19 protein-coding genes are annotated in these 23,967 nt (G+C 64.5%); 8 read left to right on the top strand and 11 right to left on the bottom strand.

From position 1 onward, the window contains the following. Positions 1-36 precede the first annotated feature (36 nt). From AC1RMY_RS16380 to AC1RMY_RS16360, 5 genes are read right to left on the bottom strand one after another with little or no spacing between them, the layout of a single operon-like run. Positions 37-372 carry a hypothetical protein gene (locus tag AC1RMY_RS16380; RefSeq protein WP_492866244.1) on the bottom strand — a complete coding sequence of 112 codons (336 nt, stop codon included), beginning with the start codon at positions 370-372 and terminating at the stop codon, positions 37-39. Next, a complete protein-coding gene (locus AC1RMY_RS16375; RefSeq protein WP_492866242.1) occupies positions 372-1,259 on the bottom strand; it encodes a DUF6772 family protein in 888 nt (295 codons plus the stop codon). The genes AC1RMY_RS16380 and AC1RMY_RS16375 overlap by 1 nt, the downstream gene beginning before the upstream one ends. Before the next feature lie 4 nt (positions 1,260-1,263). After that, positions 1,264-2,100, bottom strand: coding sequence for a carbohydrate ABC transporter permease (locus AC1RMY_RS16370; RefSeq protein ID WP_492866240.1), 837 nt, complete (start codon positions 2,098-2,100; stop codon positions 1,264-1,266). Beyond that, the gene (locus AC1RMY_RS16365; RefSeq protein WP_492866238.1) at positions 2,093-2,968 is read right to left on the bottom strand and encodes a carbohydrate ABC transporter permease; all 876 of its coding nucleotides are present in this window, start codon (positions 2,966-2,968) and stop codon (positions 2,093-2,095) included. The genes AC1RMY_RS16370 and AC1RMY_RS16365 overlap by 8 nt, the downstream gene beginning before the upstream one ends. Then, positions 2,968-4,092 (bottom strand): mandelate racemase/muconate lactonizing enzyme family protein, encoded by a 1,125-nt coding sequence (locus AC1RMY_RS16360; protein WP_492866236.1) that lies wholly within the window; start codon positions 4,090-4,092, stop codon positions 2,968-2,970. Before AC1RMY_RS16360 ends, AC1RMY_RS16365 begins: the two co-directional genes overlap by 1 nt. A 99-nt stretch (positions 4,093-4,191) precedes the next feature. Here AC1RMY_RS16360 and AC1RMY_RS16355 point away from each other — a divergent pair, with 99 nt between their 5' ends. The 8 genes from AC1RMY_RS16355 (at position 4,192) to AC1RMY_RS16320 (ending at position 13,166) form a co-directional block, all read left to right on the top strand. Further along, positions 4,192-4,980: a FadR/GntR family transcriptional regulator gene (locus AC1RMY_RS16355; protein WP_492866234.1), complete on the top strand. Its 789-nt coding sequence runs from the start codon at positions 4,192-4,194 to the stop codon at positions 4,978-4,980. Then, complete coding sequence (locus AC1RMY_RS16350; RefSeq protein ID WP_492866232.1) at positions 4,952-6,250, top strand: ABC transporter substrate-binding protein; 1,299 nt, start codon at positions 4,952-4,954, stop codon at positions 6,248-6,250. Before AC1RMY_RS16355 ends, AC1RMY_RS16350 begins: the two co-directional genes overlap by 29 nt. A gap of 61 nt (positions 6,251-6,311) precedes the next feature. Further along, entirely contained in the window at positions 6,312-7,601 is a 1,290-nt protein-coding gene (locus AC1RMY_RS16345) for an ABC transporter substrate-binding protein (protein WP_492866230.1), read from the top strand. Further along, positions 7,601-8,356 (top strand): SDR family NAD(P)-dependent oxidoreductase, encoded by a 756-nt coding sequence (locus AC1RMY_RS16340; protein WP_492866228.1) that lies wholly within the window; start codon positions 7,601-7,603, stop codon positions 8,354-8,356. The genes AC1RMY_RS16345 and AC1RMY_RS16340 overlap by 1 nt, the downstream gene beginning before the upstream one ends. 329 nt (positions 8,357-8,685) lie before the next feature. After that, entirely contained in the window at positions 8,686-9,420 is a 735-nt protein-coding gene (locus tag AC1RMY_RS16335; RefSeq protein WP_492866226.1) for a DUF3102 domain-containing protein, read from the top strand. Between the two features lie 128 nt (positions 9,421-9,548). Then, entirely contained in the window at positions 9,549-11,147 is a 1,599-nt protein-coding gene (locus tag AC1RMY_RS16330; protein ID WP_492866225.1) for a Wzz/FepE/Etk N-terminal domain-containing protein, read from the top strand. 23 nt (positions 11,148-11,170) lie between these two features. Next, complete coding sequence (locus AC1RMY_RS16325; RefSeq protein ID WP_492866223.1) at positions 11,171-12,457, top strand: polysaccharide biosynthesis/export family protein; 1,287 nt, start codon at positions 11,171-11,173, stop codon at positions 12,455-12,457. A gap of 100 nt (positions 12,458-12,557) precedes the next feature. Beyond that, positions 12,558-13,166 (top strand): sigma-70 family RNA polymerase sigma factor, encoded by a 609-nt coding sequence (locus tag AC1RMY_RS16320; RefSeq protein WP_492866221.1) that lies wholly within the window; start codon positions 12,558-12,560, stop codon positions 13,164-13,166. 81 nt (positions 13,167-13,247) lie between these two features. On the opposite strand, the gene AC1RMY_RS16315 is transcribed toward AC1RMY_RS16320, so the two are convergent. The 6 genes from AC1RMY_RS16315 to wecB form a co-directional block, all read right to left on the bottom strand. Then, positions 13,248-15,260: an HlyD family type I secretion periplasmic adaptor subunit gene (locus tag AC1RMY_RS16315; RefSeq protein ID WP_492866220.1), complete on the bottom strand. Its 2,013-nt coding sequence runs from the start codon at positions 15,258-15,260 to the stop codon at positions 13,248-13,250. Then, complete coding sequence (locus AC1RMY_RS16310; protein WP_492866626.1) at positions 15,257-17,425, bottom strand: type I secretion system permease/ATPase; 2,169 nt, start codon at positions 17,423-17,425, stop codon at positions 15,257-15,259. The genes AC1RMY_RS16315 and AC1RMY_RS16310 overlap by 4 nt, the downstream gene beginning before the upstream one ends. A gap of 330 nt (positions 17,426-17,755) precedes the next feature. Further along, entirely contained in the window at positions 17,756-20,107 is a 2,352-nt protein-coding gene (locus AC1RMY_RS16305) for a hypothetical protein (RefSeq protein WP_492866218.1), read from the bottom strand. 372 nt (positions 20,108-20,479) lie between these two features. Beyond that, positions 20,480-21,415, bottom strand: a complete 936-nt coding sequence (locus AC1RMY_RS16300) for a hypothetical protein (protein ID WP_492866216.1) — start codon at positions 21,413-21,415, stop codon at positions 20,480-20,482. Positions 21,416-21,519: 104 nt separating this feature from the next. Beyond that, positions 21,520-22,701, bottom strand: coding sequence for a glycosyltransferase family 2 protein (locus AC1RMY_RS16295; RefSeq protein WP_492866624.1), 1,182 nt, complete (start codon positions 22,699-22,701; stop codon positions 21,520-21,522). Positions 22,702-22,706: 5 nt separating this feature from the next. Continuing rightward, positions 22,707-23,966, bottom strand: a complete 1,260-nt coding sequence (gene wecB / locus AC1RMY_RS16290; protein WP_492866215.1) for a non-hydrolyzing UDP-N-acetylglucosamine 2-epimerase — start codon at positions 23,964-23,966, stop codon at positions 22,707-22,709. Between the last annotated feature and the right edge of the window lies 1 nt (position 23,967).

Below are 23,967 nucleotides of genomic sequence, written 5' to 3'. Positions count from 1 at the left end.
GCCCGGCTTCCTCAATGCGGGCTGCGTCGGCGTCGCTCAGGCCTTGAGATGCAGCGTTACCAGCACCACGATCTCGGCGCCCGAGGGCAGCGATGCCGCGACGCGGACGAAGTTGCCAAAGTGCCTGAGCCGCTGAAAGCTGACGGCATCCTTCTCCGCCGGCAGAACGAATTCCGAGCCCTCCGCGCACCAGTGCATGCCGTCAGCGGAAATCTCGATGCGAGCCTTCGGCAGAAGGCCTTTCGGCTGCTTCAGGGCGCGGACGAAGACGATCGCCTCCCGGGCCCAGCCGGCCTCGTAAGGCTCGGTCGCGCTTTCTCCAGTCCAGCTCTCGTTGCGTGCGACGACGGCGGTCAGGTTCTCGGGCAGCATCAGAAGTCTCCCGACAGGCAGACGGAATCGAGATAGGCGAAGGCGCGCTTGTCGGTGTCAGTCTCGGCGAAGAAGGCGAGGTTCAGCATGCACCAGAGATTCTTCATCGCGGGGATGCGGATCGGTTCGAACCCGCCGATGTCGAAGACCCGGTCGTTCACCTGAAAGCCAGTCGCCTGCATCGTCGCGAGGTCGAAGTCGAAACGGAAATAGTGCCAGTTCACCTTGGTCGGGATCTCGTTGTAGCAGAGCCGCTGCTCGCCGCCCGGCAGGTCCTCCCAGTCCGATTCCGCCAGGTGATAATGCGTGATCGTCTTGCCGGCCGTACCGATCGGCTGGATCGGCGTGGTCTTCCGCTTGAACTGCCATTTCTGAACATGCTTGCCATCGAGCGCGTTGAGAAAGCGCAGATGCGGCATCACGCGATTGCCGCCCGCGCCATGCTGGTCGGTGACCTGGAGATCGTAGAGGAAGCCGAAGGAGCGGATGTCGGTCTCCGACAGCGCCAGTTCGCTCGCCTCCGGCTTGAAGGTGAAATAGGCCTCGATCCGGATCGGGCCGGGCTTGCGGAAGGTCAGGCGCTTGATCGCGACGTTCTGCGCCCCCTTCTTCGGCCGTGTCGCGATCTTCAGCGCGTAGGAGCCGTCGACGCCGCCATGCGAGCCGAAATCCCAGTTCGGCAGCGTCGAGAGCATTGCGTGGCTGTGCTGGGCGTAGCCGGGCAGCATCGCGTCGAGCGTATCCTCGTAATTGCCGACGAGCTGGGTCCAGCCGCACATGCCGCGGTCGAAATCGTCGAGGCAGATGATGCGCGGCAGCGGGTCGAAGCGGCTGAGTTGCGGATCGGCCTCGCGAATGGCGCGGCGCAGGTCGTCGAGCTGAGTCATGATCCTACCCCTTCACCGCGCCGGCGGTCAGGCCCGCGACGAGATGCTTCTGCATGAAGATGACGAAGGCGAGCACGGGCACGAGCTGGACGGTGGAGGCCGCGAAGAGCACGCCCCATTCGACGCCCTCGACGGCGCCGATCATCTCGGAGATCACCAGCGGCGCGGTCTTGGCCTTTGTGGTCGTGAAAATGAAGGCAAAGAGGAACTCGTTCCAGGCATAGACGATGACGAAGACCGAGACCGCCAACATGCCCTGCGCCGCCATGGGCAGGATGACACGCCAGACGATCTGCATCTGCGAGGCGCCGTCCATCATCGCCGCCTCGTCCAGCTCGCGCGGGATCTGGTCGATGAAGGTGCGCATGACGATCGTGCCGAGCGAGACGAAGAAGGTCGCGTAGAGCAGGATCAGGATGAGATGGGTGTCGTTGAGCCCGAGCCAGTTCACGACGGGGAACAGCGGCAGGGTGATCACGATCGGCGGGATCAGCCGGATGAAGATCAGGAAGAAGGCCGAGGCCTGCAGGCCCCTGGAGGCGAAACGCGAATAGGCGAAGCCCGCCAGCAGCGAGACGCCCACCGCCAGCACCGTGGCGCCGACCGTCACCAGGAAACTGTTCCAGAGCCCGAAGAAGAAGTCGCCCCAGCGGCTCCAGAGCAATTCGTAATTCGCCAATGTCGGTGCGAACACGAAGCGCTGGCCGGTAGAGAAGATGTCGCGGTCGGCCTTGAAGGACGACATCGCGATCAGCGCGATCGGCAGCAGCGACCATGCGACGATCACGAGGATGCCGAGGAGCTTGAGCAGCGTGCGCAGGAGGGCAGGGAGCTTAGGCATGCTTGCCGAACATCTCCCTGTAGAGCCGGCGCAGATAGAACAGGGCCAGCAGGAGCGAGGCGAGCACGAGCAGCCAGCCGGTGGCGGCGGCCGAGCCGAAGGCGTTGTAGCGGAAGGCCTCGAGATAGAGATAAACCGCCAGCACCTCGGTCGTGCGCGCCGGTCCGCCGCCGGTCATCAGCCAGACCTCGGAGAAGAGGCGGAAGGCGAAGATGTAGCGGAAGAGCGCCGCGATCAGCAGCGCCGGCATCAGCAAGGGCAGGGTGATGCGCCGGAACGCGGCCCAGCCCGTCGCGCCATCGATTGCTCCGGCCTCGTAGAGATCGCTGGGGATCGAGAGCCTTGCGGCGTAGATGATGATGAAGCTGAAGGGCAGGTGCAGCCAGATCGACAGCAGCGAGACCATGAATAGGCCATGGCTCGGCTTCACCGCCCATTCGATCGGCGGCAGGCCGAAGAACGAGAGCATCTGGCTCATCATCCCGACATCGGGCTCGAACAGATAGCGCCACATCACCACCGCGGAGACTTCCGAGACCGCATACGGCGCCAGCACGATGGCGAGCAGGATCGGTCGGAACGGCACGCCCGAGGCGAAGAACAGCGCCACAGCCAAGCCGAGCAACAGCTCGACATGCACGACGACCGCGACGACGATGATCGTGTTGAGCAGCGCCCGCCAGAAATAGGCATCGCCCAGCACCTTGGCGTAGTTGGCCAACCCGACGAACGTCGCCGCCTGGCCGAAGGAGGACTGGTTGAGGCTGAGCCAGAAGACATAGATGGCCGGCAGGAAGATGATGCCGCCGACCATGAGCTGCACCGGCCCGACCAGCGCTATGGCCGACAATGGCGTGCGCGCGCTCATCAGGCGATCCGGAAGCGCGCGAGCGCGTCGCGGTCGATCTCGATGCCCAGCCCCGGCCCCTGCGGCACGGCGAGCTTGCCGGCGACGAGCTGCGAGCCCTCGCCGACGATTTGATGGGTGAAGGCGTCGCGCAAGGGATTTTCGTAGACCATGCACTCGAAGGTGCGGAAGCTCTCGGCGGCGGCGGCGAGCTGGAGGCTGGCGGCGACGCAGATCGCCCCAGACCAGCCGACATGCGGCGCATAGGCCGTGTTGAAGGCGGCCGCCAGTTCGGCGATGCGCCAGGTTTCGGTGATGCCGCCCGAGCGTGTCACATCCGGCTGGATCAGCCCGAGCGAGCGGTCCTGCAGCATGGTCAGCGCCTCCGAGGCGACATAATCGCTTTCACCGGCGGCAAGGCGGATCGGCAGGTGCTGGGCGAGGCGGCGGTAGCCTTCCCGATCATGCGGCGCGATCGGCTCCTCGAAGAAGCCGTAGCCGAGATCGGCGAGGGCGCGGCCGACGATCATGGCGTCGTCGACGTCATAGGCCCAGTTGGCGTCGACATAGAGGGCGACGTCGTCGCCCGCGAGCTTGCGCACCAGCCTGGCCCGGGCGATCGCATCCTTCAGCGGGTGGCCGAGCTTGACCTTGATCTCGCGGAAGCCGGCCTTCACGGCGGCGGCGACCTCCGCCTCAACGGTCGCGTCGTCGAGCCAGTTGATCGAGGAGGCGTAGGCCGCGACCTCGGTGCGCCCGATGCCGCCGAGCAGCTTGTGGGCGGGCAGGCCGGCGCGTTTTCCCGCGATGTCCCAGAGGGCGATGTCGATCGCCGAGATCGCCTCGACCAGTTGTCCGCCCGGGCGGCCTGATAGCGCGGCGCGCATCGCCTTCCACAAGGCACGGCGGTCGGCGGCATCCTTGCCGATCAGGCGCGGAGCCAGAACTTCGTCGACAAGCCGGGCATATCCGGCGGCGCCGCGGCGGCACAGACCTTCGCCGAAGCCCGTGACGCCATCGGCGGTCACGACCTCGATGACGAGAAGCTCGATCGCGGGATAGTCGCCCTGCGAGGTGCGCTGGACCTTGGGCAGGGTCGCGCGCAGCGGATACGCCACGACCTTCTCGATCTGGTCTGCCGTCATGTGGCGCTGTCCTCCCCAGGACAAGCAAACTTATTTGATAAGTTCATCAGTTGCAAAGATGTCGATCGTCTGTCAATCATCATTTCCACGGAGACGAGAATGGTGGGCGCAGCGATCGACAGCTTCAGCGACGACCCGTTCGGCGGGGCCGATGTCGTGCCGATGCGGCTGGGTGATGCGGTTATCCAGCGCATCACGCAGGCGATCCAGGACGGCCGGTTGAAGCCGGGCGATGCGTTGCCGTCGGAATCGCGGATCGCGGCGTCCTTCGGCGTCAGCAAGCCGATCGCCCGCGAGGCGGTCCGCCAGCTTGCGGCGATGGGCGTCGTCCATATCCAGCAGGGCAAGGTGACACGGGTGCAGGCGCTGAACGCCGCGCCGCTCGACCGGTTCTTCCGTTTCGCCGTCGGCGGCAGCAGGGCCGGGCTGATCGAGGCGGTGGAACTGCGCCGCATCCTCGAACCCCCGATCGCGGCGCATAGCGCGGAGCGGCGCAGCGAGACTGACCTCGCGCGGCTGGATGCGATCATGGCGCGCATGGAGGCGGCGCTCGGCGACGTGCCGCGCTGGATCGAGGCCGATCTCGATTTCCATGAGGCGATCGCTGCCTCCTCGGGCAATCGCCTGCTCGACTTTCAGATCCGCGGGCTGAGGCCCGTGATCCGGCAGGTGATGGAGATCTTCAATTCGCGCGAAGCCCGCACCCAAGCGGACTGGCGCAAGACCTATGAGCGGCATGTGCGCGTGATCGGGGCGATCCGCGCGGGCGACGCCAATGCGGCGCGGACCGCCATGAACAAGCATTTCGAAGCGGCTGAAGCCGCCATCGCGGAAATCGCGACATCACGGGAGGACGACCATGACAACAGGACAAGGGCTCGACCGTAGACAGTTCGTCGCCGGCATCGCTGGTGTAAGCCTCGCCGGGCTCGAGACCTCCGCCGTGTTCGCGCAGGCCGGCCCGCTCAACGTCTTCGCGCATCGCGTCATGCAGACGGTCTCGACCGGCGCGCAGGGCGGCGACATCACCAAGGACTGGGCGCAGAAGAACGGCACCACGATCCAGTGGACGACCTTCGACACCGGCCCGCTGCAGGAGCGGCTGTTCCGCGAGGCGAGCCTCGGCGAGACCTCGGTCGATGTCGGTTTCCTCCTGAACACACAGGCGATCCCGCGCGCCGCCACCCTGTTCGAGCCGCTCGACGACTATCTCAAGCGCGATCCTATCGAGGATGGCGCCGACATCTTCCCCGGCCTGATGCAGGGGATGAAGGTCGGCGGGCAGCAGGTCGCCATTCCCTTCCGCCATGCCTCGTCGGGCCTGCACTATAATGAGGAACTGCTGGCCGAGAAGGGCTTCTCGAAGCCGCCCGCGACGATCGAGGAGATGGTCGAGATCGCCCGCGCCTGCACCTATCGCCGGGCCGACGGCACGGCGGTGACCGGACTCTGCATGCCCGGCGTCACATATCCCAACGTGATCGACATCGCCCGCGCCTGGGACGGCGACTTCATCACGCCCGCCTTCAAATGCGTCGCCGACCAGCCGCCGATGCTGAACGCGATCAAGCTGCTGCGCGCCCTGTTCGAGGCCGGAGCCTTCCCGCGCACCTTCGCAACGCTCTCGCCGGAGGACGTCAACGTCTGGATGCAGACGGGCCGCGCCGCGATGAGCCTGCAGAGCATGGGCCGCAACCGCATCTACAACGACCCGCAGAAGTCGAAATTCCCCGGCAAGATCAAGACGGTCGCGGTGCCGGCCTCGAAGACGCTCGCGGGCAAGTACGACGCCGCGCCGGCCAAGGTCGAGTTCTGGGGCATGGTCATCCCGAAGAACGCCAGGCGCAAGGACCTGGCCTGGAGCTTCATCAAGGCGATGGTCTCGAAGGACGCGACGCTGAAGGCCGCCCTCAACGGCAACGGCCCGGTCCGCGCCTCGACCTATGCCGATGCGGGCTTCGCCGGCACCGTGCCCTATGCGGCCGAGGAGCTGAAGGTGCTCAAGGTCGCCCGCGTGCCGATGCCGGCCTTCGACGAGGCGGCGCGGGCCGGCGATCTCTTCAAGGAGGAGGCGGAGGCCGCCGTCCTCGGCCTGAAGACGCCGGAGGAGGCGATGACCTCACTGGTCCAGCGCGTCCAGCCGCTGCTGCCGGCCTGAGCGTTCCTGCCCTCGCGAAAAGGCGCGGTGACAGCGCCAACGAACCATGCGGAGGATCATCATGTCCCATTCGATCTCGCGCCGGCATTTCGGGCGACTCGCGGGAGCGGCCGCCCTCGCCGGTGGGTTGCCGACGGGCGCCTTCGCCCAGTCCAGGACGGTGACCGCGCTCGGCCATCGCGTCCACCAGACCGCGGCGACGACCGGGCCGGGCGGCGACGCCACCGAAGCCTTTCGCAAGGCGAGTGGCGCCAGCCTGAACTGGGTCACCTTCGGCGACGTCAACGCGGTGCATGAGCGGCTGCTGCGCGAGGCCTCGCTCGTGGAGACGACGATCGACGTCGCCTATCTCGTCAATGGCCGCGCCGTGCCGCGCAATCTCAAGCTGTTCGAGCCACTCGATGCATTCATGAAGGACGCGCCGATCGAGGCCTTCGACGATTTCGCGCCGGGGCTGATCGCGCCGCTCAGGGTCGACGGCGCGCTGCACGGCATACCCGTGCGCCACGCCACCAATGCGCTGATCTACAACGAGGCGATCCTGGAGGAGCGCGGCGTCACGGCGCTGCCGAAGAGCTTCGAGGAACTGGTCGAACTCGCCCGCAAGCTGACCTTCAAGCGCGATGACGGCACGCAGGTTCATGGCCTCGCCTTTACTGCGGTCTTCGCCTCGAATTTCCTGACGCTCGCGCGCTGCCTCGGCGGCGACTACATGACGCCCGACGGCAAGCTCGTCGCCAACGAGCCGCCGATGGTCAAGGCGCTGACCGTGTTGGCGGATCTCTACAAGGCCGGTGTCCTGCCGCGGAATTTCGCGACGGTGAACAATGAGGAGATCACCACCTGGATGCAGCAGGGCAGGGCGGCGATGACGATCAATCCCTTCGCCCGGCTCGTTACCTACAATGACCCGGCCAAGGGCAAGTTCGGCGGCCGCTTCAAGTCGCTGCTGCCGCCGATGGCGGCCGATCTCGCCGGCAAGACGGCCTATGCGCCGACCGTCGAGTTCTGGTCGCTGATGATCCCGCGGAACGCGAAGCAGAAGCAACTGAGCTGGGAATTCATCCGGGCACTGTCGTCGAAGGCCGGAACGATGGCGATGGCACTGAACGGCAACGGCCCGACCCGGATTTCGACCTATGCCGACGAGAAGCTGGTCGCCGCGATGCCCTATGCTGCCGATGAGGCCGCGGCGCTGAAGGCCTCGCGCATCCATTTGCCGGCCTTCGACGAGCAGGCCCGCGCTCATGATATCTTCATCGAGGAGACGCATGCCGCCGTCCTCGGCCGCAAGCCGCCCCAGCAGGCGATGGACGACGCGGTGGTGCGCGCGAAGCCGTTGCTCGGCTGATGGCGGGCATCCTTTGCGGCCGCGTCGCGCTGGTTACGGGCGGGGCGCGTGGCATCGGGCTTGCGATCACATCGGCTCTCGCGCAGGCAGGGGCGCATGTCGTGATCCATGATCGTGACGCCGAGGCCAAGGCGGTGGCGCGCAGGCTTCAGGACGAGGGGGATGGCGTTCATGCGAGCGCGATCATCGTGGATCTCTCCGAGGCCGATGCAACGGGGCGGGTGCAAGCGTCACTGGACGAAGCCCGGCTCTCGCCCGACATCCTCGTGCTCTGCGCCTCGGCCGAGATCCGGCAGACGCTCGAGGCGGTGACCGACGATGCCATGGCCTTGCAGAGCGAAGTCAACCTGCATGCGACGGCCCGGCTGCTGAAGGCTTTCGTGCCCGGCATGACGGCGCGCGGTTTCGGCCGCGTGATCGCGATCGGCTCGGTGCAGGAGGCGCGGGGCAATGCCGATTGTCTCTATTATGCGGCCACGAAGGCGGCGCAGACGCACATGGTCCTGACGCTCGCCCGCACCGTCCGAGCCGGCGATCTCACCTTCAACGTGATCCAGCCCGGCGCCATCCGCACCGGCCGCAACCGCGTGGTCCTGGCGGAGCCCGGCCGGGAGGAACTGGTGCTTTCGCATATCCCGCTCGGCCGGATCGGCACGCCCCAGGATTGCGCGGGCATCGCGCTCCTGCTGTGCTCGCCGGAGGGAAGCTATATCAATGGCGCAGAGATCGCCGTCGATGGCGGCATGCGACTTTGATCGCACGCTCCCGGCCTGCCTCTTTCGGATGGGTTATGACGCCATGAAAATCAGCCGTTGCCTCCCGGCCCCGGCCCGGTTCAGCGCTATTGATGCCGCGCACGCCGGCTCTGGCAAGCCATCGCCTCGATCGCGGTTGGAACGCCGTCGGTCCATTGCCGGCGCTTCATCATCGTCGACACGAATTCCGAGGTAACCTGAAAGGGCTACCCCCTTCGTGCTCGCGGGAAACCCTTTGCACCCTCGACCGTAATCCCTTTGCTCGCTTCACCGTGCAGTGCACCAAGCGTAAGCTCAATCGCAGATGTAGGTTGAGTGAGGGGTTGGTCGTGGTTCCGAACGCACAGATCTCAGCAACGAAAATCTCCGCGACGGAGCTGCATGATGTTGCGCAGAGGATCAAGGCACTGCGTCGAGCTGCGACAGAGCATGCCGTTGAAATCGGGCGCGAGCTTCTTGAGGTAAAAGAAAGATTGCCGCACGGCGTCTTTGTTAAATGGGTCGAGAAGGCGTGCGAGTTCAAAATCAGGACTGCACAAGACTTGATGAAGCTCGCTCGCGAGGCGAATTCCGATGCAAACACGAAGCTCGTCGCGCTGATGGTTCCATCGACACTGCGTGTCTACCTGTCGAAGACGATCTCCCCTGCGGTTCGCAGCACTGTGCTGAAGCAACTCGAGAATGGCGAGCACGTGTCGCGCAGCCAACTGTATTCTCAGGCTTCGGGCACAAGGAGGAAGGCAAAAGCGGAAGCGGATGGGGGCCCGCTGCGGGACGGATTCTCCTCGTCGTTCTTCGCCGGGCGCGAGGTTCACGGCGCCACCCAGGGGGGGCGAAGCAACTCGGGCGGGGACCAGGCACGCATGGTGGCTGAATTGATTCTTCGCCGACTCAGTTCGGAAGATTATAGAATTATTATGGAGTGCATAGATTGGGAGATTTGGAATAAGGCTTTTGTTTGGATGAAGTCTGCCCATATAGTTGAATCGGAGCATGTTGATTTAAATAAATCGAATTCGACAGCTACTCAATCAGCTGAATTAGCATCTTCTAAATTTCAATAGGTATTTTATATACTATTTAATATTAATTATCTTCCGATCCGGTTCGAGTGGCGTGGGAGGTCTGCTTTTTCGAAAGGCGACGCTCGCGCGGCCGATCTAACGGTAGGTTGATAAAGATCGGAACTCCAATGTCGGTCTATATTAACGAGCGTCAGCCCTTAACGACCTTCGGCTTTCTCAGTCTTCGCCGTCGTTGGAAATTGATTGGCGCGTCCATCGCGGTGTCAGCGGCGGCGGGCATGCTCGCGGTAGCGCTCAAGCCGACAAGTTACACGGCCTCCACCCAGCTCCTGATTTATGTGAAGGAGGTCCTGCCCGGCCCGGATCCCGTCATTTCGATTGGGCGCGCCGATCTGACCCAGGTCGAGAACGAGAGTGAGATTGTCCGCTCGCGCGGCATGTTGGCCAAAGTCGTGCGAGCCCTGAATTTGACGGAGGATCCGGAATTCGCTCCCGCCGCGACACCGCTCTGGGGGATCGCGCAATCGCTTTCCGGGCTTGTCGGCGAGCCGCGGGCGACGGCCGACGAGAGCCGCAGCGGGTCGGAAATCGCCGTTGAAACACTTGCAAAGCACCTCGCGGTCAAGCGGGTCGGAACGAGCCACACCATCCTCATCAACGTCACGACCTCCGATCCGGAGAAATCTGCGCGCATTGCAAATGGCGTCGGCCAAATCATGGTTCAGGGGCGTATCAGCGCGGCGCAGGACGGCGACAAGTCGCCGTTGCTGCGGGAGAGGTTACGTGGTTTGGGGCCCAGCGCCTATGTGATGACGCCGGCCCTGGTGCCGGAGAGGCCGAACGGGCCGCGGAAGATTCTCCTCATCCTGGCAGCGGTGGCTGCCGGGTCCATGATCGGGGCGGCGTTGGCGCTACTGCTGGACTTCAAGGACAAGGCGATCCGCACCGCCCAGCAAGTCGAGCAGTTCGGCCTGGAATGCATCGGGCCGATCCCCATGCTCAAGAGCAGAAGGGCAAGGGCGTCGAACCGGGCGCGGCCCAGGCAAGGGCATGCCGGGGACGGCGAGGCTGCATCCAACCCCATGCTGAAACAGACGCTGCTGCGGGCCGCGGTGGCGATCGAGGCGGCGGAGGCGCGCATTGTGGGTGTCGCTTCGCCGACCGCCGGAGAAGGCGCGACGACCGTGGCAAGGAATCTCGCCTGCACGGCCGCCCGCAGCGGAAGGAAAGTATTGCTCGTGGAGCACGACCGAAGCGAAGCGCCGCGGCCTGTCGTCGGGGAGGTGTCCCTTGGAGAGGCGTCTTGTGGGCCGAAGGCATTCTCCGGCACGCGGTCGGGGCCATTCGGCGGCAACCTTCGGAGCGGTAATGGCGACGGTCCCGATGTGCTTGCGGTGGAGGCCGCGAATGATCGTGACGACGCCGCGAACTGGTGGGTGCATTGCGATCGGAAGCTCCTGGCCGCCTACGACCTGATCGTCGTCGGCCTGCCGCCTCTGGAACGGGGCCCCGAGTTTCGAGTGGCCGCGCGGGACATCGACGGAATCCTGCTGGTGATGAAGTGGGGTGGCGCGGACATGGAGCGGATCGAGCGCGCCTTCGCCGTATCGGGTGCTGCGCCGTCGGACTTCATCGGAGCGGTATTGAACATGGTCGACGACCGGATGATTGGACGGTTCGGCGACAAATTCTGGGAGGCGGAAGCATTCATGGCTGTCCGACGCCTGCCTGGGCCTGCAATACCAGCGGCGCCCGTTGCCGGATAGTCATGAAGGGGAAAGGTGCTACAATGAAGCAGAACCGTTCATGGCCATATCTCGCCGGATCAATTGCGCTGGTTCTGTACTTGACCAGCAGTCATGCCGTTCACGGGATGACCGATTACATCGTTCGCGCTGATGACAAGCTCAAGATCAAGATCTTTCAATATCCCGAGCTGAGCGGCGACTATAAGGTCCGTGCGAACGGAACGATTTCGATCGCGCCCGTCGGGGATATCCCGGTTCACGGTCTTTCGGCCAAGGAGATCGCGAACCAGATATCCGAGCGCTTCGTCAGCGCTGGCATTTCCGACAAGCCCGGCACGTCGGTCGAGGTTCTCGAAACGAGGCCGGTCTATGTGCTCGGCGATGTCCAGAAGCCCGGCGAGTATCAGTTTCGTCCGGGGATGACCGTTCTGCAGGTCATCAGTCTGGCAGGGGGGTGGCTTCGGTTCAACGACCCCGGCCTGATGCGGCTTGATCGCGACAGCATCACGATCACCGGCGACATGCAGAATCTCGTCAAGCGGCATTATCAGCTGACCGCGCGCCGCGCTCGCCTGAACGCTGAACTGGTGATGAAGAGCGATATCCAGTTTCCGCCCGATCTGACCATGAAGGCACAGAACGACGCGAGCCTGAGACAATTGCTCGACGAAGAGCGCTCGCTCCTGAACATTCGCGTCGATGCGCTGAGGACGCAGATCGACAGCGTGGGGCAGAACCGAAGCCTGTATGAGCGCGAGATCGAAGCAATCAAGCGCCAGATTCAGGCCAACAAGGCGCAAACGGCGAGCGTCGAACGGGAACTGGTCGAGGTCCGGAGCCTGGTCAAGCGCGGCCTGACGACCCTCAGCCGCCTGGCGAACCTCGAACGTATGCAGGCGCAGCTCGAGTCGAACGAGCAGGGCTTCCAGATGCTGATCCTGCGCTCGCATCAAAGCATTACGCAGGCCGATCAGAGGATCTTCGACCTGAAGAGCGAGCGGAACGCGACCCTGACCGCCGAGATACAGAAGATCCGGATGGATCTCGACGAAATCGGCGTCAAGTTCGACACCAACCAGAGCCTCCTGGTCGAGGCCCAGGTGACGATGCCAACGCTGGTCGGGAGTTCCGACGGCACGGTTGAAACCCGCAGCCTGGCGGTTGTCCGCGTGCAGAACGGCAAGTCGCAGACGATCGACGCAGAGGAACACATGGAACTCCTGCCTGGGGATGTCCTCAGGGTACAGAGAGCGATCCTTCCGGGGGCGCCGGGTCCCGTCCCGCGCCAACGGGTCAATGTCATGTCGCCTGCCAAGATTGAACAATAGCGGCCCGGCGGCGCGCTCTTCGCCGCCGGAAGCCGAAAGCCCCGTTTCGCCTGCGAGTGATGGTTTGTTTCGTCCCGTTGATGTGAGTGGGAGATCGACGATGAGCTTCGGAGAAGACGGTTCCGGCAGAAAGACGAAAGCCGAGGTGCTCTCCCTGCAGCAGCAGATGCTGGCATTCGCGCCTCAACTGCGCGCCTACGCCATGTCCATCAGCCGAAGCGCGGACAGGTCCGACGATCTCGTACAGGAGACGATGCTCCGCGCGATCAGCAAGATCGATACTTTCCAGGCCGGCACGAAACTCGGGGCCTGGCTGACGACGATCTTGCGAAATTGCTACCTCTCCGATCTCCGCAGACGCCGCCATGAGGTGGAGGATGTGGACGGCTGCTATTCCGAGGCGTTGCGCGTGGCGCCGGAGCAGGAAGGTCTGCTGGAATACAAGGAGTTCTGCGCGGCTCTGAAGGAAATCCCGTTCGATCAGCGCGAGGCGCTCATGCTCGTCGGTGCGGCAGGAATGTCCTACGAAGACACGGCCACGCTTTGCCGAACCACCACCGGAACGATCAAGAGCCGGATCAACCGGGCCCGCTCCCGGCTCGCTGCGCTGCTCGGGATCGAGAGCACCAGCCAGATCGGTTTCGACGACCGGGTCCGTGCGGTCATGGTCGTCAATCGGACGGGCGATGCAACGCGGCGGCTCGTTTGACCGCCGGTGGCATCGGGCTGAGTGCGACTTCAAGCCCGGTGCCGTTGAAATGCTGCTGCCCTGAGGTCCCCGAGTCAGTTTCTAGCGTTCCCGCAGGCTGTCGTGCCGATAGCGAGCGAGCGGGGAGAGCAGATAGCTGATGATCCGTCGGCGGCCGGTCTTGATTTCCGCCGTCACGGCCATGCCGGGCGACAGGCTGACCTGCTTGTCCTCTATCGCCAACTGCGTGCGATCGAGCGCGATACGCGCGGAATAGAGCAGTTCCTGGCCGCGAGGTTCGCTGCTGTCGTTTGCCGCACCGGAGGTCTTCTCGCCGCTGCCGGGGGCCTTGTCACGCGTGATCGCATCCTGGGAAACGCTCAGGATGTTGCCATGAAGCAGGCCGTAGCGCGTGAAATTGAAGGTATCGATCTTGATGGCGGCTTCCTGCCCAGCGCTGACGAAGCCGATATCGCGGTTCGAGACCATCGCTTCGATCTCCAGGCGGCTCTCCGCCGGAACGACGAACATCAGCGTCTGCGCGGGAGTGACGACGCCGCCGATCGTGTGAACGGCGAGCTGCTGAACCATTCCGTCGACAGGCGCCGTCAGCCTTTGCAGGCTCTTGCGTTGCTCTGCCTTGACGATGTCCCGCCTGAGGCCGGCAGCCTTCTGCTGGGCCTTGGTCAGGTCGTCGAACAGGGCGCGCTCGTACTCGGCTTCGGTTTTCGTCCGGGTTTCCGTCAGCGCGGCAAGCGCAGCATGCGTTTCCGTGCTGCGCTTCTCCTGGACGAGGATGTCCTGGCGCTGCCCGACGAGATCCTGCAATTCGGTCAGATAGGTGACCTTGGAGCCGAGTTCCTTCTGAAACAGATGCTCGCGGATCTCGACCCGTTGCTGGAGCGGCACGATGGTCGATTTCAGCTTGTCGACGGAGGCCTGAATCGTGGCCCGCTCCGCATCCTTCTGTGCGAGCTGGCCATCGATGGCCGCCAGCTTGGCCTTCTGTTCGCTGCTTTGGCTTATCAGGAAGCCGCGATAGATCTGCACCAGATCGGCGGGGGCGTCGCTCGGGGGAGCGAAGGCCGAAACCGGATTCCCCTTGTCGGAGATCGCCGCCTGAAGTCTCGCGATGTCCAGGCGTGCGGCCATCAGATCGCTCTGCAGGTGCCCGAGTTCCGCATCGACGGTCGTCGTATCGAGGTCGATCAGCACGTCGCCCGCCTTGACGCTCTGGCCGTCGCGAACCTGAATCGCGCGGACCACTCCGGTCTCGAAAGGCTGGATCATCTTGGTGCGGCCGCTCGGAACGATCTTGCCGGGAGCAATGGCGACGATGTCGACCGTGCCGATGCAGGACCAGATCAAGGCGGCGGCGAAGATCGCGATGATGCTCAGGCCGATGGTGCGTCCCAATGGCGAAGGTGGCGTTTCCACGATCTCGAGCGCGGCCGGCAGGAATGCGAGTTCCTCGGACCGCCGGCGCTTGTCATCGGTGGAGCGCGCGATGATGGCCTGCTGGAGCGCTTGCGAGCGCGTGGCGAGGCTCGTCATGGCGGCGCGGGTGTTGCGCGCGCCCCATTGCGTCGTCGTCGCCAGAGCCTGACGCGCTCGCACCACCACGGCCTTGTCGTGACGCGGCATGGGCTCGGCTGCCGCCTCGGCTCGCGCCAGCAACACCAGACGCCCGCTCCATTGGGCTTCGAACGCGGTCCGCGTCATCACGGTCGGCTGCATGACGTTGGCCGCCATGACGATAGCCTTCTCGTCATTGACCTTTCCGAGCAGGAGGAAGCCGCCGTCGTGAAGCGCCGCAATGCAGGGCAGGGAAAGATCGGCCAGCTTGTCCCAGGTCGCGGACAGGATCTGGCCGACGAAGCCATAGGCCTGCGCTCCGCGCAGGATCTCGACGACGCCGACGGCGCCGTCACCGATGTGAGGGCGCAGGTCTTCCTTCGTGACGCTGGCTCCGCGCAGGCGCAACAACATCTCGAGGGCAAAAAGCCCCGACTGATCGTTCGTAGCCGTGTTCATGGTGTCGGGTTCGACGTGGCTGCCCCCCTCGGGCGACGAACTCGGCGCGTTGGCTCTCGGTGCGATGGAAAGAGCGCTCATCCGGCGATCTCCCGGTGACGCTCGTGGCTCAAGTGCGATGACGGCGCCCGTGCGGCCTGGCTCGCTGTGGTTTGCGTGCCGCCGACCTCAGGCAAACCGGACTGGAGCCGATGCAGCGTGGCATATCGGCCGCCTGACCGGATCAGTTGCTCATGCGTGCCGTCCTCGATCAGGCGTCCGCCCTCGATGGTGACGATACGATCGGCCATCCTGAGCGTGGAGAGGCGGTGTGCGATGATGAGCACGGTTCGGGAGCGCGCGATCTGCGTCATGTTTTGCTGGATGATGTGTTCGCTTTCGTAGTCGAGCGCGCTCGTGGCCTCGTCGAAGATCAGGATGCGGGGGTCGGCGACCAGGGCGCGGGCGATGGCGATGCGTTGCCGCTGTCCGCCCGACAGGCTGCCACCACGCTCGCCGACGATCGTGTCGTAGCCCTCGGGCAGCTTGAGGATGAACTCATGCGCTCCCGCGAGTTTGGCGGCTTCGATCACGCGCTCCGCCGGAAGGGCAGGATCGGCCAGTGCGATGTTGTCGCGGACCGAGCGGTTGAACAGGATGTTGTCCTGGAGGACGACGCCGATCTGACGACGCAACCAGGATGGGTCGATTTGGGCGACATCAACTCCGTCGACCAGGACGCGGCCGCTTTCCGGCACGTAGAGCCGCTGCGCGAGCTTGGCCAGTGTGCTCTTCCCGGACCCGGATGGACCCACGATGCCGATCATCTGGCCGGCCGGAATATCCAGGCTGATGTCGCGGAGGATTTCCGGGCCGTCGATCCGGTAGCGGAACGTGACGTTCTGGAAAGTGATGTCGCCACGGATCGACGGGAGGGCCGTCCGGCTGGGGCTGAAGGCAGGCTCGGGCGCGGTGTTGAGAATGTCGCCGAGGCGGGCGACCGAAAGCCGTGCCTGATGGAAATCCTGCCAGATCTGCGCCAGTCGCAGGACAGGGCCGCTGACGCGGCCCGCCAGCAGATTGAAGGCGACGAGTTCGCCGACCGAAAGGTCGCCCGCGATGACGAGCTTCGCGCCCACATAAAGGATCGCAGCGGTCACCAGCTTGCTGACGAACTGAACGGCCTGGCTGGCGACGTTGCCCAGGTTCAGCACCCGGAAGCTCGCCGCGACATAGGCGGCCAGCTGCTCCTCCCAGCGCTGTTGCATCTGAGGCTCGATCGCCATGGCCTTGAGGGTTTCGACCGCGGTGACGCTCTCGACCAGAAAGGCCTGATTTTCAGCGCCGCGGGCGAATTTGTCGTCGAGATGCCTGCGAAAGAGCGGCGTCACGCCGACGGATATCACGACATAGACGGGTAGCGACGCGAGGACGATCCAGGTCAGCAGCGGTGAATAGAAGAACAGCGCGGCGACGAAGACGAGCGTGAAGAACAGGTCGATGACGAGCGTCAGGCCCGAGCTGGTGAGAAAGTTGCGGATGTTCTCGAGCTCGCGCACCCGGGCGACGGAATCACCGACCCGCCTCGCCTGGAAGTAGCCGATCGGCAACGCCAGCAAGTGACGGAACAGGCGTGCGCCCAACTCGACGTCGATCCGGTTCGTGGTGTGCGAGAACAGATGGGTTCGCAGGGCGCCGAGCACGACCTCAAACAGGGCGATCGCCACGAGCCCGATCGCCAGCACGTCCAGCGTGCTCAAGCTGCGATGCACGAGCACCTTGTCGATGACGACCTGGAAGAAGAGCGGCGAGATCAGGCCGAAGAGCTGGAGGAAGAACGACGCCATCAGAACTTCGCCCAGGAGGAAGCGATATTTATGGATGGCGCCCATGAACCAGGTGATGTCGAAGCGGCGCGCGAGATCGGTCAGGGCCGCCCGCTTCGTCATCAGCACGAGGCGGCCATCCCAGGCCGCTTCGAACTCGGCGCGCGTCATCATGCTCGGCCGTGGTGCGTTCGGCACCAGGACGAGGATGCTGTCTTCGCCGCAGCGTCCCAGGAGCAGGAAGCTTCCGTCGCGCATCGCGGCTATCGCCGGTAGCGGCGTCTTGGCCAGCCGCTCCCAGTTCGTCGTGACGGAACGCGCCTTCAGACCCAGGCCCTTGGCGCAGCGGAGCATCTCCATGACGCCGATCGGGCGACCGGGAAACTGATGCTGAATCTGCTCCGGGGTCACGCTCACCCCCTGGTTGGCCAGGATGAACATGAGCGCGGCCAGACCGCCATCAGGCAGTGGACGGGTATCGTTGTCAGGTTTTTTCAATCGCTGCAGTCCCGCAGATATGTCGTTCGATGCGCGCGCGGGATTGGCCCACGCGCACTCACGACAAGCGTCGAACGCTCGAATACCGCTGATACGAAGACGCCGGATTTCATTGCGCTTACTTAATCGGATCGCCATGGGCCCTTCCGGGCGCATGGCGATCTTTCTCGTTGCCGGCTCGTCGCAGCATGCCCGAACGGCGGCTTCCGCCTTCGCTCCGATGCCCGGGAACCGGCGCCGATCAGGGTGAAAGCGCCCTGGTCGGCTTATGCTTCAGGCCTGTGGCTTCGTCAGCGTCAGGGTGGAACTATCGCCCCAGCCCTGGGTCTGAGCCCCGGTGGACGTCGCCGCGGGCGTGGCGAAGCTCGATGCCGAGTACTGATTCAGCAAGGCGAGCCGTGGCGACACCGAAGCATCGGATGCCGTGGAGCCGGTGCCCTGATCCTGGGCGCCGGAGAAGCCGAGCGTCCTGCTGCTGCCGAACCAGTTGCTCCAGTCGGTTTGCGATGCCGCGGGCGCGGCATCCGTAGCGGATGCCACCGTCGCAGGAGCCGCAAGAGCGCTCTCCGACGAGGTGGACGTCGCCGTCCATCGGCTTGATGACGTGCCGCGGACGGCAAGCGTTCCGGCAGGCTGGCGCGGCGCGCCTGACAGGCTGACGGCGTTGCCCGCCTGATCCGTGACGCCGGCGAGATTGTAGCCGCGGACCGAAAGATCCGATGCCCTCTCGCCCGCGCCCACCTTGTACTCGAACAGCAAGGTGTTGGTGCCGGCGCCGCTCACATATTTGGCGGTGCCATTGCTGTTGAGCGACAGGGTCGGCGTGCCGTTGACCGTCATCACCTCGCTGAAGTTGACCGCCAGCTTCACGGTGTCGCCGGCGCGAACGATGCCGGTCCCGTTCCTGATGCCGGAGCCGTTCGCAGCGATCCATTGGACCTTGGGCTTCGTAGCATCGACCGGCGTCGTCGGAGCGACTGGCGCAGCGGCGTTGATGGCCAGCGTTCCGGCAGGCTGAAGCGGAGCCCCCGAAAGATTGACGGCATTGCCCGCCTGATCGCTGACGCCGCCCAGATTGTAGCCGGTGACGGCGAGATCGGACGCCTTTTCGCCAGCGCCCACCTTGTACTCGAACAGCAAGGTGTTGGTGCCGGCGCCGCTTACGTATTTGGCGGTGCCATTGCTATTAAGCGACAGGGTCGGCGTGCCGTTGACGGTCATCACCTCGTTGAAGTTGACCGACAGCCGGACGGTGCCGCCGGCGCCGACCGCGCCATTCCCGTTGCTGATGCCGCTTCCCGTGGCAGCAATCCATTGCACCTTCGGCGCCGTGGTGTCGGTCGGCGGTGCAACCGGCGTTTCGGCCGGGGCGCTGGTGTCGACGACAAGCGTTCCGGCCGGTTGGCGCGGAGCGCCCGAGAGATTGGCGGCATTGCCCGCCTGATCCTTCACGCCGGACAGGCTGAAGCCCGTGATCGCGAGATCGGCCGCGTTCTGGCCGGCGCCCACCTGGTACTGGAACACCAGGGTGTCGGTCCCGGCGCCGCTGACATATTTTGCGGTACCATTGCTGTTCAGCGCGAGGGTCGGCGTGCCGCTGACGCTCACCACCTCACTGAACTTGAGCGCCAGGCTGACGGTGTCGCCGGCCTCGACGGTGCCGTTGCCATTCGTGACACCCGGCCCATTGGCCGCAACCCACTGCAAGGTCGGTGCAGTCGTATCGGTGGTCGGGGTTGTCGGCGTGGCGGGATTCGTCGGGGTGGTGGGGTTCGTCGGCGTGGTCGGCGAGCTACCCGTGCCGGAGTTGCTCACGCCCTGCAGCAAGGTCGTGATCTTTTCCATGTCGTGCCAGAGCGCCGTCATCGTCGCATCGTCGAAGGCGTTGGCCTGCGCGCGGATATTGGTGGCGCCATCGGACACGTCGACGACATAGGCGCCGTATGTCTGCATGGCCCTGAAAACGTCCTGGCCGAGCTCTGAAAGCCCGGCGGGCATCGGCGTGCCGGGCGGGATCGCCAGGAGTTGTCCTTCCTTGACGATGCCTGACGAGCTGCCGCCGTCGCTGGAGATCGCCTGGCCGACTGCACCGGGCTGGACGAGCTTGCGGTCGACCACGAGCTGCAGGGCGTGATCGATGTCGCCATCCTTCACTTCATCCTGGACCAGCAGGCCGCCGAGTTGGCTTGCACCGACAGCCGTGATGCCCGCGCCGAGAAACGGCGATTTGCTGCCCCAACCGTCGCCGGTGACGGCGTTTTCGGCTCCGAACGAAACGGCCGTCGCGGTCGTGGCACTGGTTCGTTTGAACTGCCAGAAATTGTAGGCGACATCGCCGTCGATGATGATCAACTCGCCATCCGTGCCCGCGGCGCCAGTGGCCGCTGCCGGCATGCGAATGTTGACGGTGCCGCCGGGGTATCCCCAGGTCGCGGGATACGTGACTTGAACGATCGGATCGGAAGCCGAGGCGACGTAAACTGATGGGGAATAACTGTCCCACGAAACGCTGTAATTATAGCCAGTTGAACTCGGCCAGTTGAGTTTTGTGAAGGTTGCGGTGTCGGATACTGGTGTATTCCAGCTCGATGAGTCGGCAAATGGCCGATTTTCAAGGGAAACCATCGTTCCTGTTTTCCTTATTTTTATACGGGAATAGGCGGTAGCAGGAAGCCATAGGCCGGATGTGCGCTGCTGTATTATGAGAAAACGTTGCGGTAACGCACGTTCTACGCGAGATTTACGATCGGATGACCTGAGATCGTCATCTCGAACAGCAACTCGAATCGCATCCACGAAAGACCGTGGCGGCGTATCGTGTTTAGAATGTGATCCGAACGGGGAAAAGTTTAGGCGAAAATTAAGGCATTCCAGACTGCCGGCCCGGCGCGTCTGGCTCGCGATGCGCTCATCGCCTCGTTCTACGGACGCCGAGCGGGCGGCTTGCCCCGGCTTCCGATCGGTTCCTTCGCGAGGGCCTGTATCTCCGGGACCCTATCAGGGGCGCCCGTTCGCTGACCATGTGACGCGCTGAAGCAGCGGCGAGATCCGGGCCAGGTCTTGGTATAACGCCGTAATCGTCGCTTGATCGTAGGCATTGGCCTGGGCGCGCAGATTGGTGACGCCCCCGGCGATGTCGATCACGAAGGCCCCGTAGGTCTGGTAGGCGCGAAAGACCTTCTGTCCGAGAGGCGAGAGCCGTGCCGGCATCGCCACCGTAGCGGGAATGGCGAGGCGCTCGCCCTCCTGGACCAGGCCGTCGGGATTCGTGCCATCGCCATTGATCGCCTCGCCGGTGCGGCCCGGCTTCGCGTAGGTTGCGTCGACTGCGATCTGCAAGGCGTGGGCAATCTCACCGCGGTCCGTCTCCGCCTGAACCAGCAGGCCGGCGAGTTGGCTCGAGCCGGTCGCCACGATGCCCGCGCCGAGAAACGGCCATGCGCGCCCCCAACCGCTGCCCGTTACGACGTTCGTCGCGGCATAGGATTTGGCCGTCGCCATGTCGGCGCTCAGCCGCCTGAACTGCCAGAAGTTGTGGACGATGTCGCCGTCGATCACCAGTAACTCGCCGTCGGTCCCCAGCGCACCATCGACCTCGGCGGGGATCCTGATCTTGAGCATTCCGGCCGGGCGCCCCCAGCTTGCGGGATGTTGGACGGATACGAGCGGGTCTGAATCCGATGCTATATGGATCGCGGGAGAGTAGCTGCTCCAGGCGACACCGAAGAGGGCGCCGGGCGGCCAGCCGATCCTTTCAAACGTGGCGTTCGGCGGGATCGGTGTGTTCCAGCTCGAGGTCGCGGCGAACGGTCGCTCGCCCAGAGTGAACTGGCCGCGCGGTGTCCGCTCGGCGATGGTGCGCACGTCATTCGCCGAGACGGGTGACAATGATCCCATAGCGATGGCGATCGTCAGCAGAAGAGCGAACCGCACCAGAGTCTGGGCACGGAGAGGATGAAGGACCGACTGCGCGTATTGTGATCTCATCCGGTCGCTTCTCCCGAAGGCACCGGCCCGTGCCTGGCCGCATCTTGCCGTCATCGCTCCGTCCGGACCCAGGCGACCTGGCGGTGGACGAAGAAGCGGATGAATGAAGGGATTTTGAGCAGACAATAGCCGGGCGCCGCCGCCAGCTCGCGCCCCGAAATAATCTCCCGGCCGAAACGCCACCACGCATTGCCGATAGCCCATGCAAAGCAGGCCAGCACGCTCGAGGAGACGACGAGTGGGGCGGCGGTGCCTGTCGCGGCGAACCAGGAGAGGCTCAAGCCCTCGAGCAACAGCAGCGACATTGCCAGGAGCGTCAGCGGCGGGATGCACAGGTCGAGCGTGAAGGCGAGGAGGTGCAGGCTGCGTCTCGAGATCGAACGGCCGATCAGCGGAAGAAAGAACTCTCCTATGATCGCAAGGTGGCCATGCTCCCATCGTGTGCGTTGCTGGAGCTTTCCGGTTTCGCCCTGTGGAAGTTGGCTGACGACCTGCGCGTCCGGGCAGAAGAAGGGCGACCGGCCCGCGAGCGCGAGCTCGGCGCCGAATTTCTGATCCTCCGCGATATGGCCTGTCGCGAGATCGAGCCGGCTAAGGAGCCCGATGGGCAGCGCCATTCCCGAACCCATCAACTGGCATGGCCATTGGAGATTTGCTGAACCCAGGGGGCGCACGAAGGTCTTGATCGTCCATGCCAGCCGCGAGACCTTGTCGGCCGGGCTCGGCGACGGGGGCGCCAGCATCGAGTATCGCGCCTGGGCGGGGTGCCCCGTCGCGGCGCACTGCTTCGCCAGGATCTCGAGCGTATCGGGCATTACCTCACAATCGGCATCGATGATGATGATGACCTGCGGCGGATCGGAACCGAGAGACCGGACGCCATGGTCCAGCGCATAGCCCTTTCCGATGCGTGTCATGTCGTGGCGGATGGTCACGTCCGCGCCGGCGCTCGCCGCGATCTGCGCGGTGTCGTCGGAGCAATTGTCGGCGACCACGAGCAGACGCCCGGTCGGTGGCAGTTGCGACATGATCGAGGCGATGCTGCGGGAGATGACCGCTTCTTCATCATGGGCGGGCATGATCACCGTGAAGCGCGGACAGGCCGTAGCGACTGTCGAAGCGGATCGCTTCGTGTGAAAAAGCGCTGCGCCGATCTGGACCGCGAGAAAGGCAACCGGGATCGCCGCCACGAGGCCGAGCACCAGCAAGATGATGGTGACCGTGCCGATCATGACCGTCACGATGAGCCCAGGCCTTGAGCACCTGTCGCGAGCCGCGCGGTGGCGTCCGCAGCGATCGCCGCCTGGAGCGCAGCTTCGACCGGCAGCCGGTCGGGCAGGGGAGGGTGCCCGGGCGTGTCGGCGAAGTCGCCTTTCTCGCGGCGCTCGGTGCTGTCGAGCGATCTGGCGAGGACGTCGAGAATTCGTTCGGAGGCGTGGCCGTCGCCGAACGGGTTTCTGGCCTGCGCCATGGCGCGATAGGCTTCGGGATCCGTCAGCAGCTCCTTGCAGGCGGAAACGATCGCGTCCACTTCCGTTCCGACGAGGCGCGCCGTTCCGGCCTCGACCGCTTCCGGGCGCTCGGTGGTATCGCGCAGGACGAGCACCGGCTTCCCGAGGGCGGGCGCCTCCTCCTGAACGCCGCCGGAATCGGACAGGATGATGTGGGCGCTGTTCATCGCCAGCACGAATTGCTCGTAGCCGAGGGGCTCGATCAGCGACACGCGCGGGTGCGAGCCCAGCATCGGGCCGACGACCTGCCGCACGCGGGGGCTGAGATGGACGGGGCAGACCACGCGCAGGTTCGGGAAACCCTTGAGCAGGATCAGAACCGCCTCGCAGATGCGCTGCATCGGTTCGCCGTGGTTTTCGCGGCGATGCGTGGTCAGGAGCAGGGTGGGAAAGGCGGCGCGGCGCGCCTTCGCAGGACGCGCCTTCGCCAGCGTCAGAAACAGCGCATCGATCGCGGTGTTGCCGGTGACCCAGATCGACTCGACCGGCACGTTCTCCTTCAGCAGGTTGTAACGTGCCGTTTCCGTCGGAGCGAAATGATAGTCCGCGATGACGCTCGTCAGGCGGCGATAGACCTCCTCCGGAAAGGGGGCTCGCTTGTCATAGGTCCGTAGACCGGCTTCGACATGAGCGACCGGAACATTCTCGTAGAATGCGGCCAGCGCGCCGACGAAACTCGTCGTCGTGTCGCCCTGCACGACGACCACGTCGGGCCGGGTCTGCGCGATCACGCGCTGCAGTCCTTCGAGCGCAGCCATCGTGACATGCGCGAGATCCTGATCCTTGCGCATGATGTTGAGGTCCGCCAGGATCGGCAGATCGAAATAGGTGACGACCTGGTCGAGCATTTCGCGGTGCTGGCTGGTGCGCACGGCGAGAATCTCGAAGCGTTCGTCATCGGCTTGCGCTCCCAGAATGAGCGGGGCGAGTTTGATGGCCTCGGGCCGTGTGCCCATCACGACGAGAATTCGTTTGCGGGGAGCCATT

Source organism: Allobosea sp. GW822-FHT03F07 (genome assembly GCF_058801345.1).
This window is presented reverse-complemented; position numbering and strand designations above follow the sequence as displayed.

What these genes read in the sequence shown, in the direction of transcription:
- AC1RMY_RS16325 (WP_492866223.1), top strand. Translation starts at nt 11,171, where the DNA reads ATGAAGCAGAACCGTTCATGGCCATATCTCGCCGGATCAATTGCGCTG.
- AC1RMY_RS16315 (WP_492866220.1), bottom strand. Translation starts at nt 15,260, where the DNA reads ATGAGCGCTCTTTCCATCGCACCGAGAGCCAACGCGCCGAGTTCGTCG.
- AC1RMY_RS16345 (WP_492866230.1), top strand. Translation starts at nt 6,312, where the DNA reads ATGTCCCATTCGATCTCGCGCCGGCATTTCGGGCGACTCGCGGGAGCG.
- AC1RMY_RS16360 (WP_492866236.1), bottom strand. Translation starts at nt 4,092, where the DNA reads ATGACGGCAGACCAGATCGAGAAGGTCGTGGCGTATCCGCTGCGCGCG.
- AC1RMY_RS16330 (WP_492866225.1), top strand. Translation starts at nt 9,549, where the DNA reads ATGTCGGTCTATATTAACGAGCGTCAGCCCTTAACGACCTTCGGCTTT.
- AC1RMY_RS16380 (WP_492866244.1), bottom strand. Translation starts at nt 372, where the DNA reads ATGCTGCCCGAGAACCTGACCGCCGTCGTCGCACGCAACGAGAGCTGG.
- AC1RMY_RS16295 (WP_492866624.1), bottom strand. Translation starts at nt 22,701, where the DNA reads ATGATCGGCACGGTCACCATCATCTTGCTGGTGCTCGGCCTCGTGGCG.
- AC1RMY_RS16355 (WP_492866234.1), top strand. Translation starts at nt 4,192, where the DNA reads ATGGTGGGCGCAGCGATCGACAGCTTCAGCGACGACCCGTTCGGCGGG.
- AC1RMY_RS16375 (WP_492866242.1), bottom strand. Translation starts at nt 1,259, where the DNA reads ATGACTCAGCTCGACGACCTGCGCCGCGCCATTCGCGAGGCCGATCCG.
- AC1RMY_RS16310 (WP_492866626.1), bottom strand. Translation starts at nt 17,425, where the DNA reads ATGTTCATCCTGGCCAACCAGGGGGTGAGCGTGACCCCGGAGCAGATT.
- AC1RMY_RS16365 (WP_492866238.1), bottom strand. Translation starts at nt 2,968, where the DNA reads ATGAGCGCGCGCACGCCATTGTCGGCCATAGCGCTGGTCGGGCCGGTG.
- AC1RMY_RS16340 (WP_492866228.1), top strand. Translation starts at nt 7,601, where the DNA reads ATGGCGGGCATCCTTTGCGGCCGCGTCGCGCTGGTTACGGGCGGGGCG.
- AC1RMY_RS16320 (WP_492866221.1), top strand. Translation starts at nt 12,558, where the DNA reads ATGAGCTTCGGAGAAGACGGTTCCGGCAGAAAGACGAAAGCCGAGGTG.
- wecB (WP_492866215.1), bottom strand. Translation starts at nt 23,966, where the DNA reads ATGGCTCCCCGCAAACGAATTCTCGTCGTGATGGGCACACGGCCCGAG.
- AC1RMY_RS16370 (WP_492866240.1), bottom strand. Translation starts at nt 2,100, where the DNA reads ATGCCTAAGCTCCCTGCCCTCCTGCGCACGCTGCTCAAGCTCCTCGGC.
- AC1RMY_RS16305 (WP_492866218.1), bottom strand. Translation starts at nt 20,107, where the DNA reads ATGGTTTCCCTTGAAAATCGGCCATTTGCCGACTCATCGAGCTGGAAT.
- AC1RMY_RS16350 (WP_492866232.1), top strand. Translation starts at nt 4,952, where the DNA reads ATGACAACAGGACAAGGGCTCGACCGTAGACAGTTCGTCGCCGGCATC.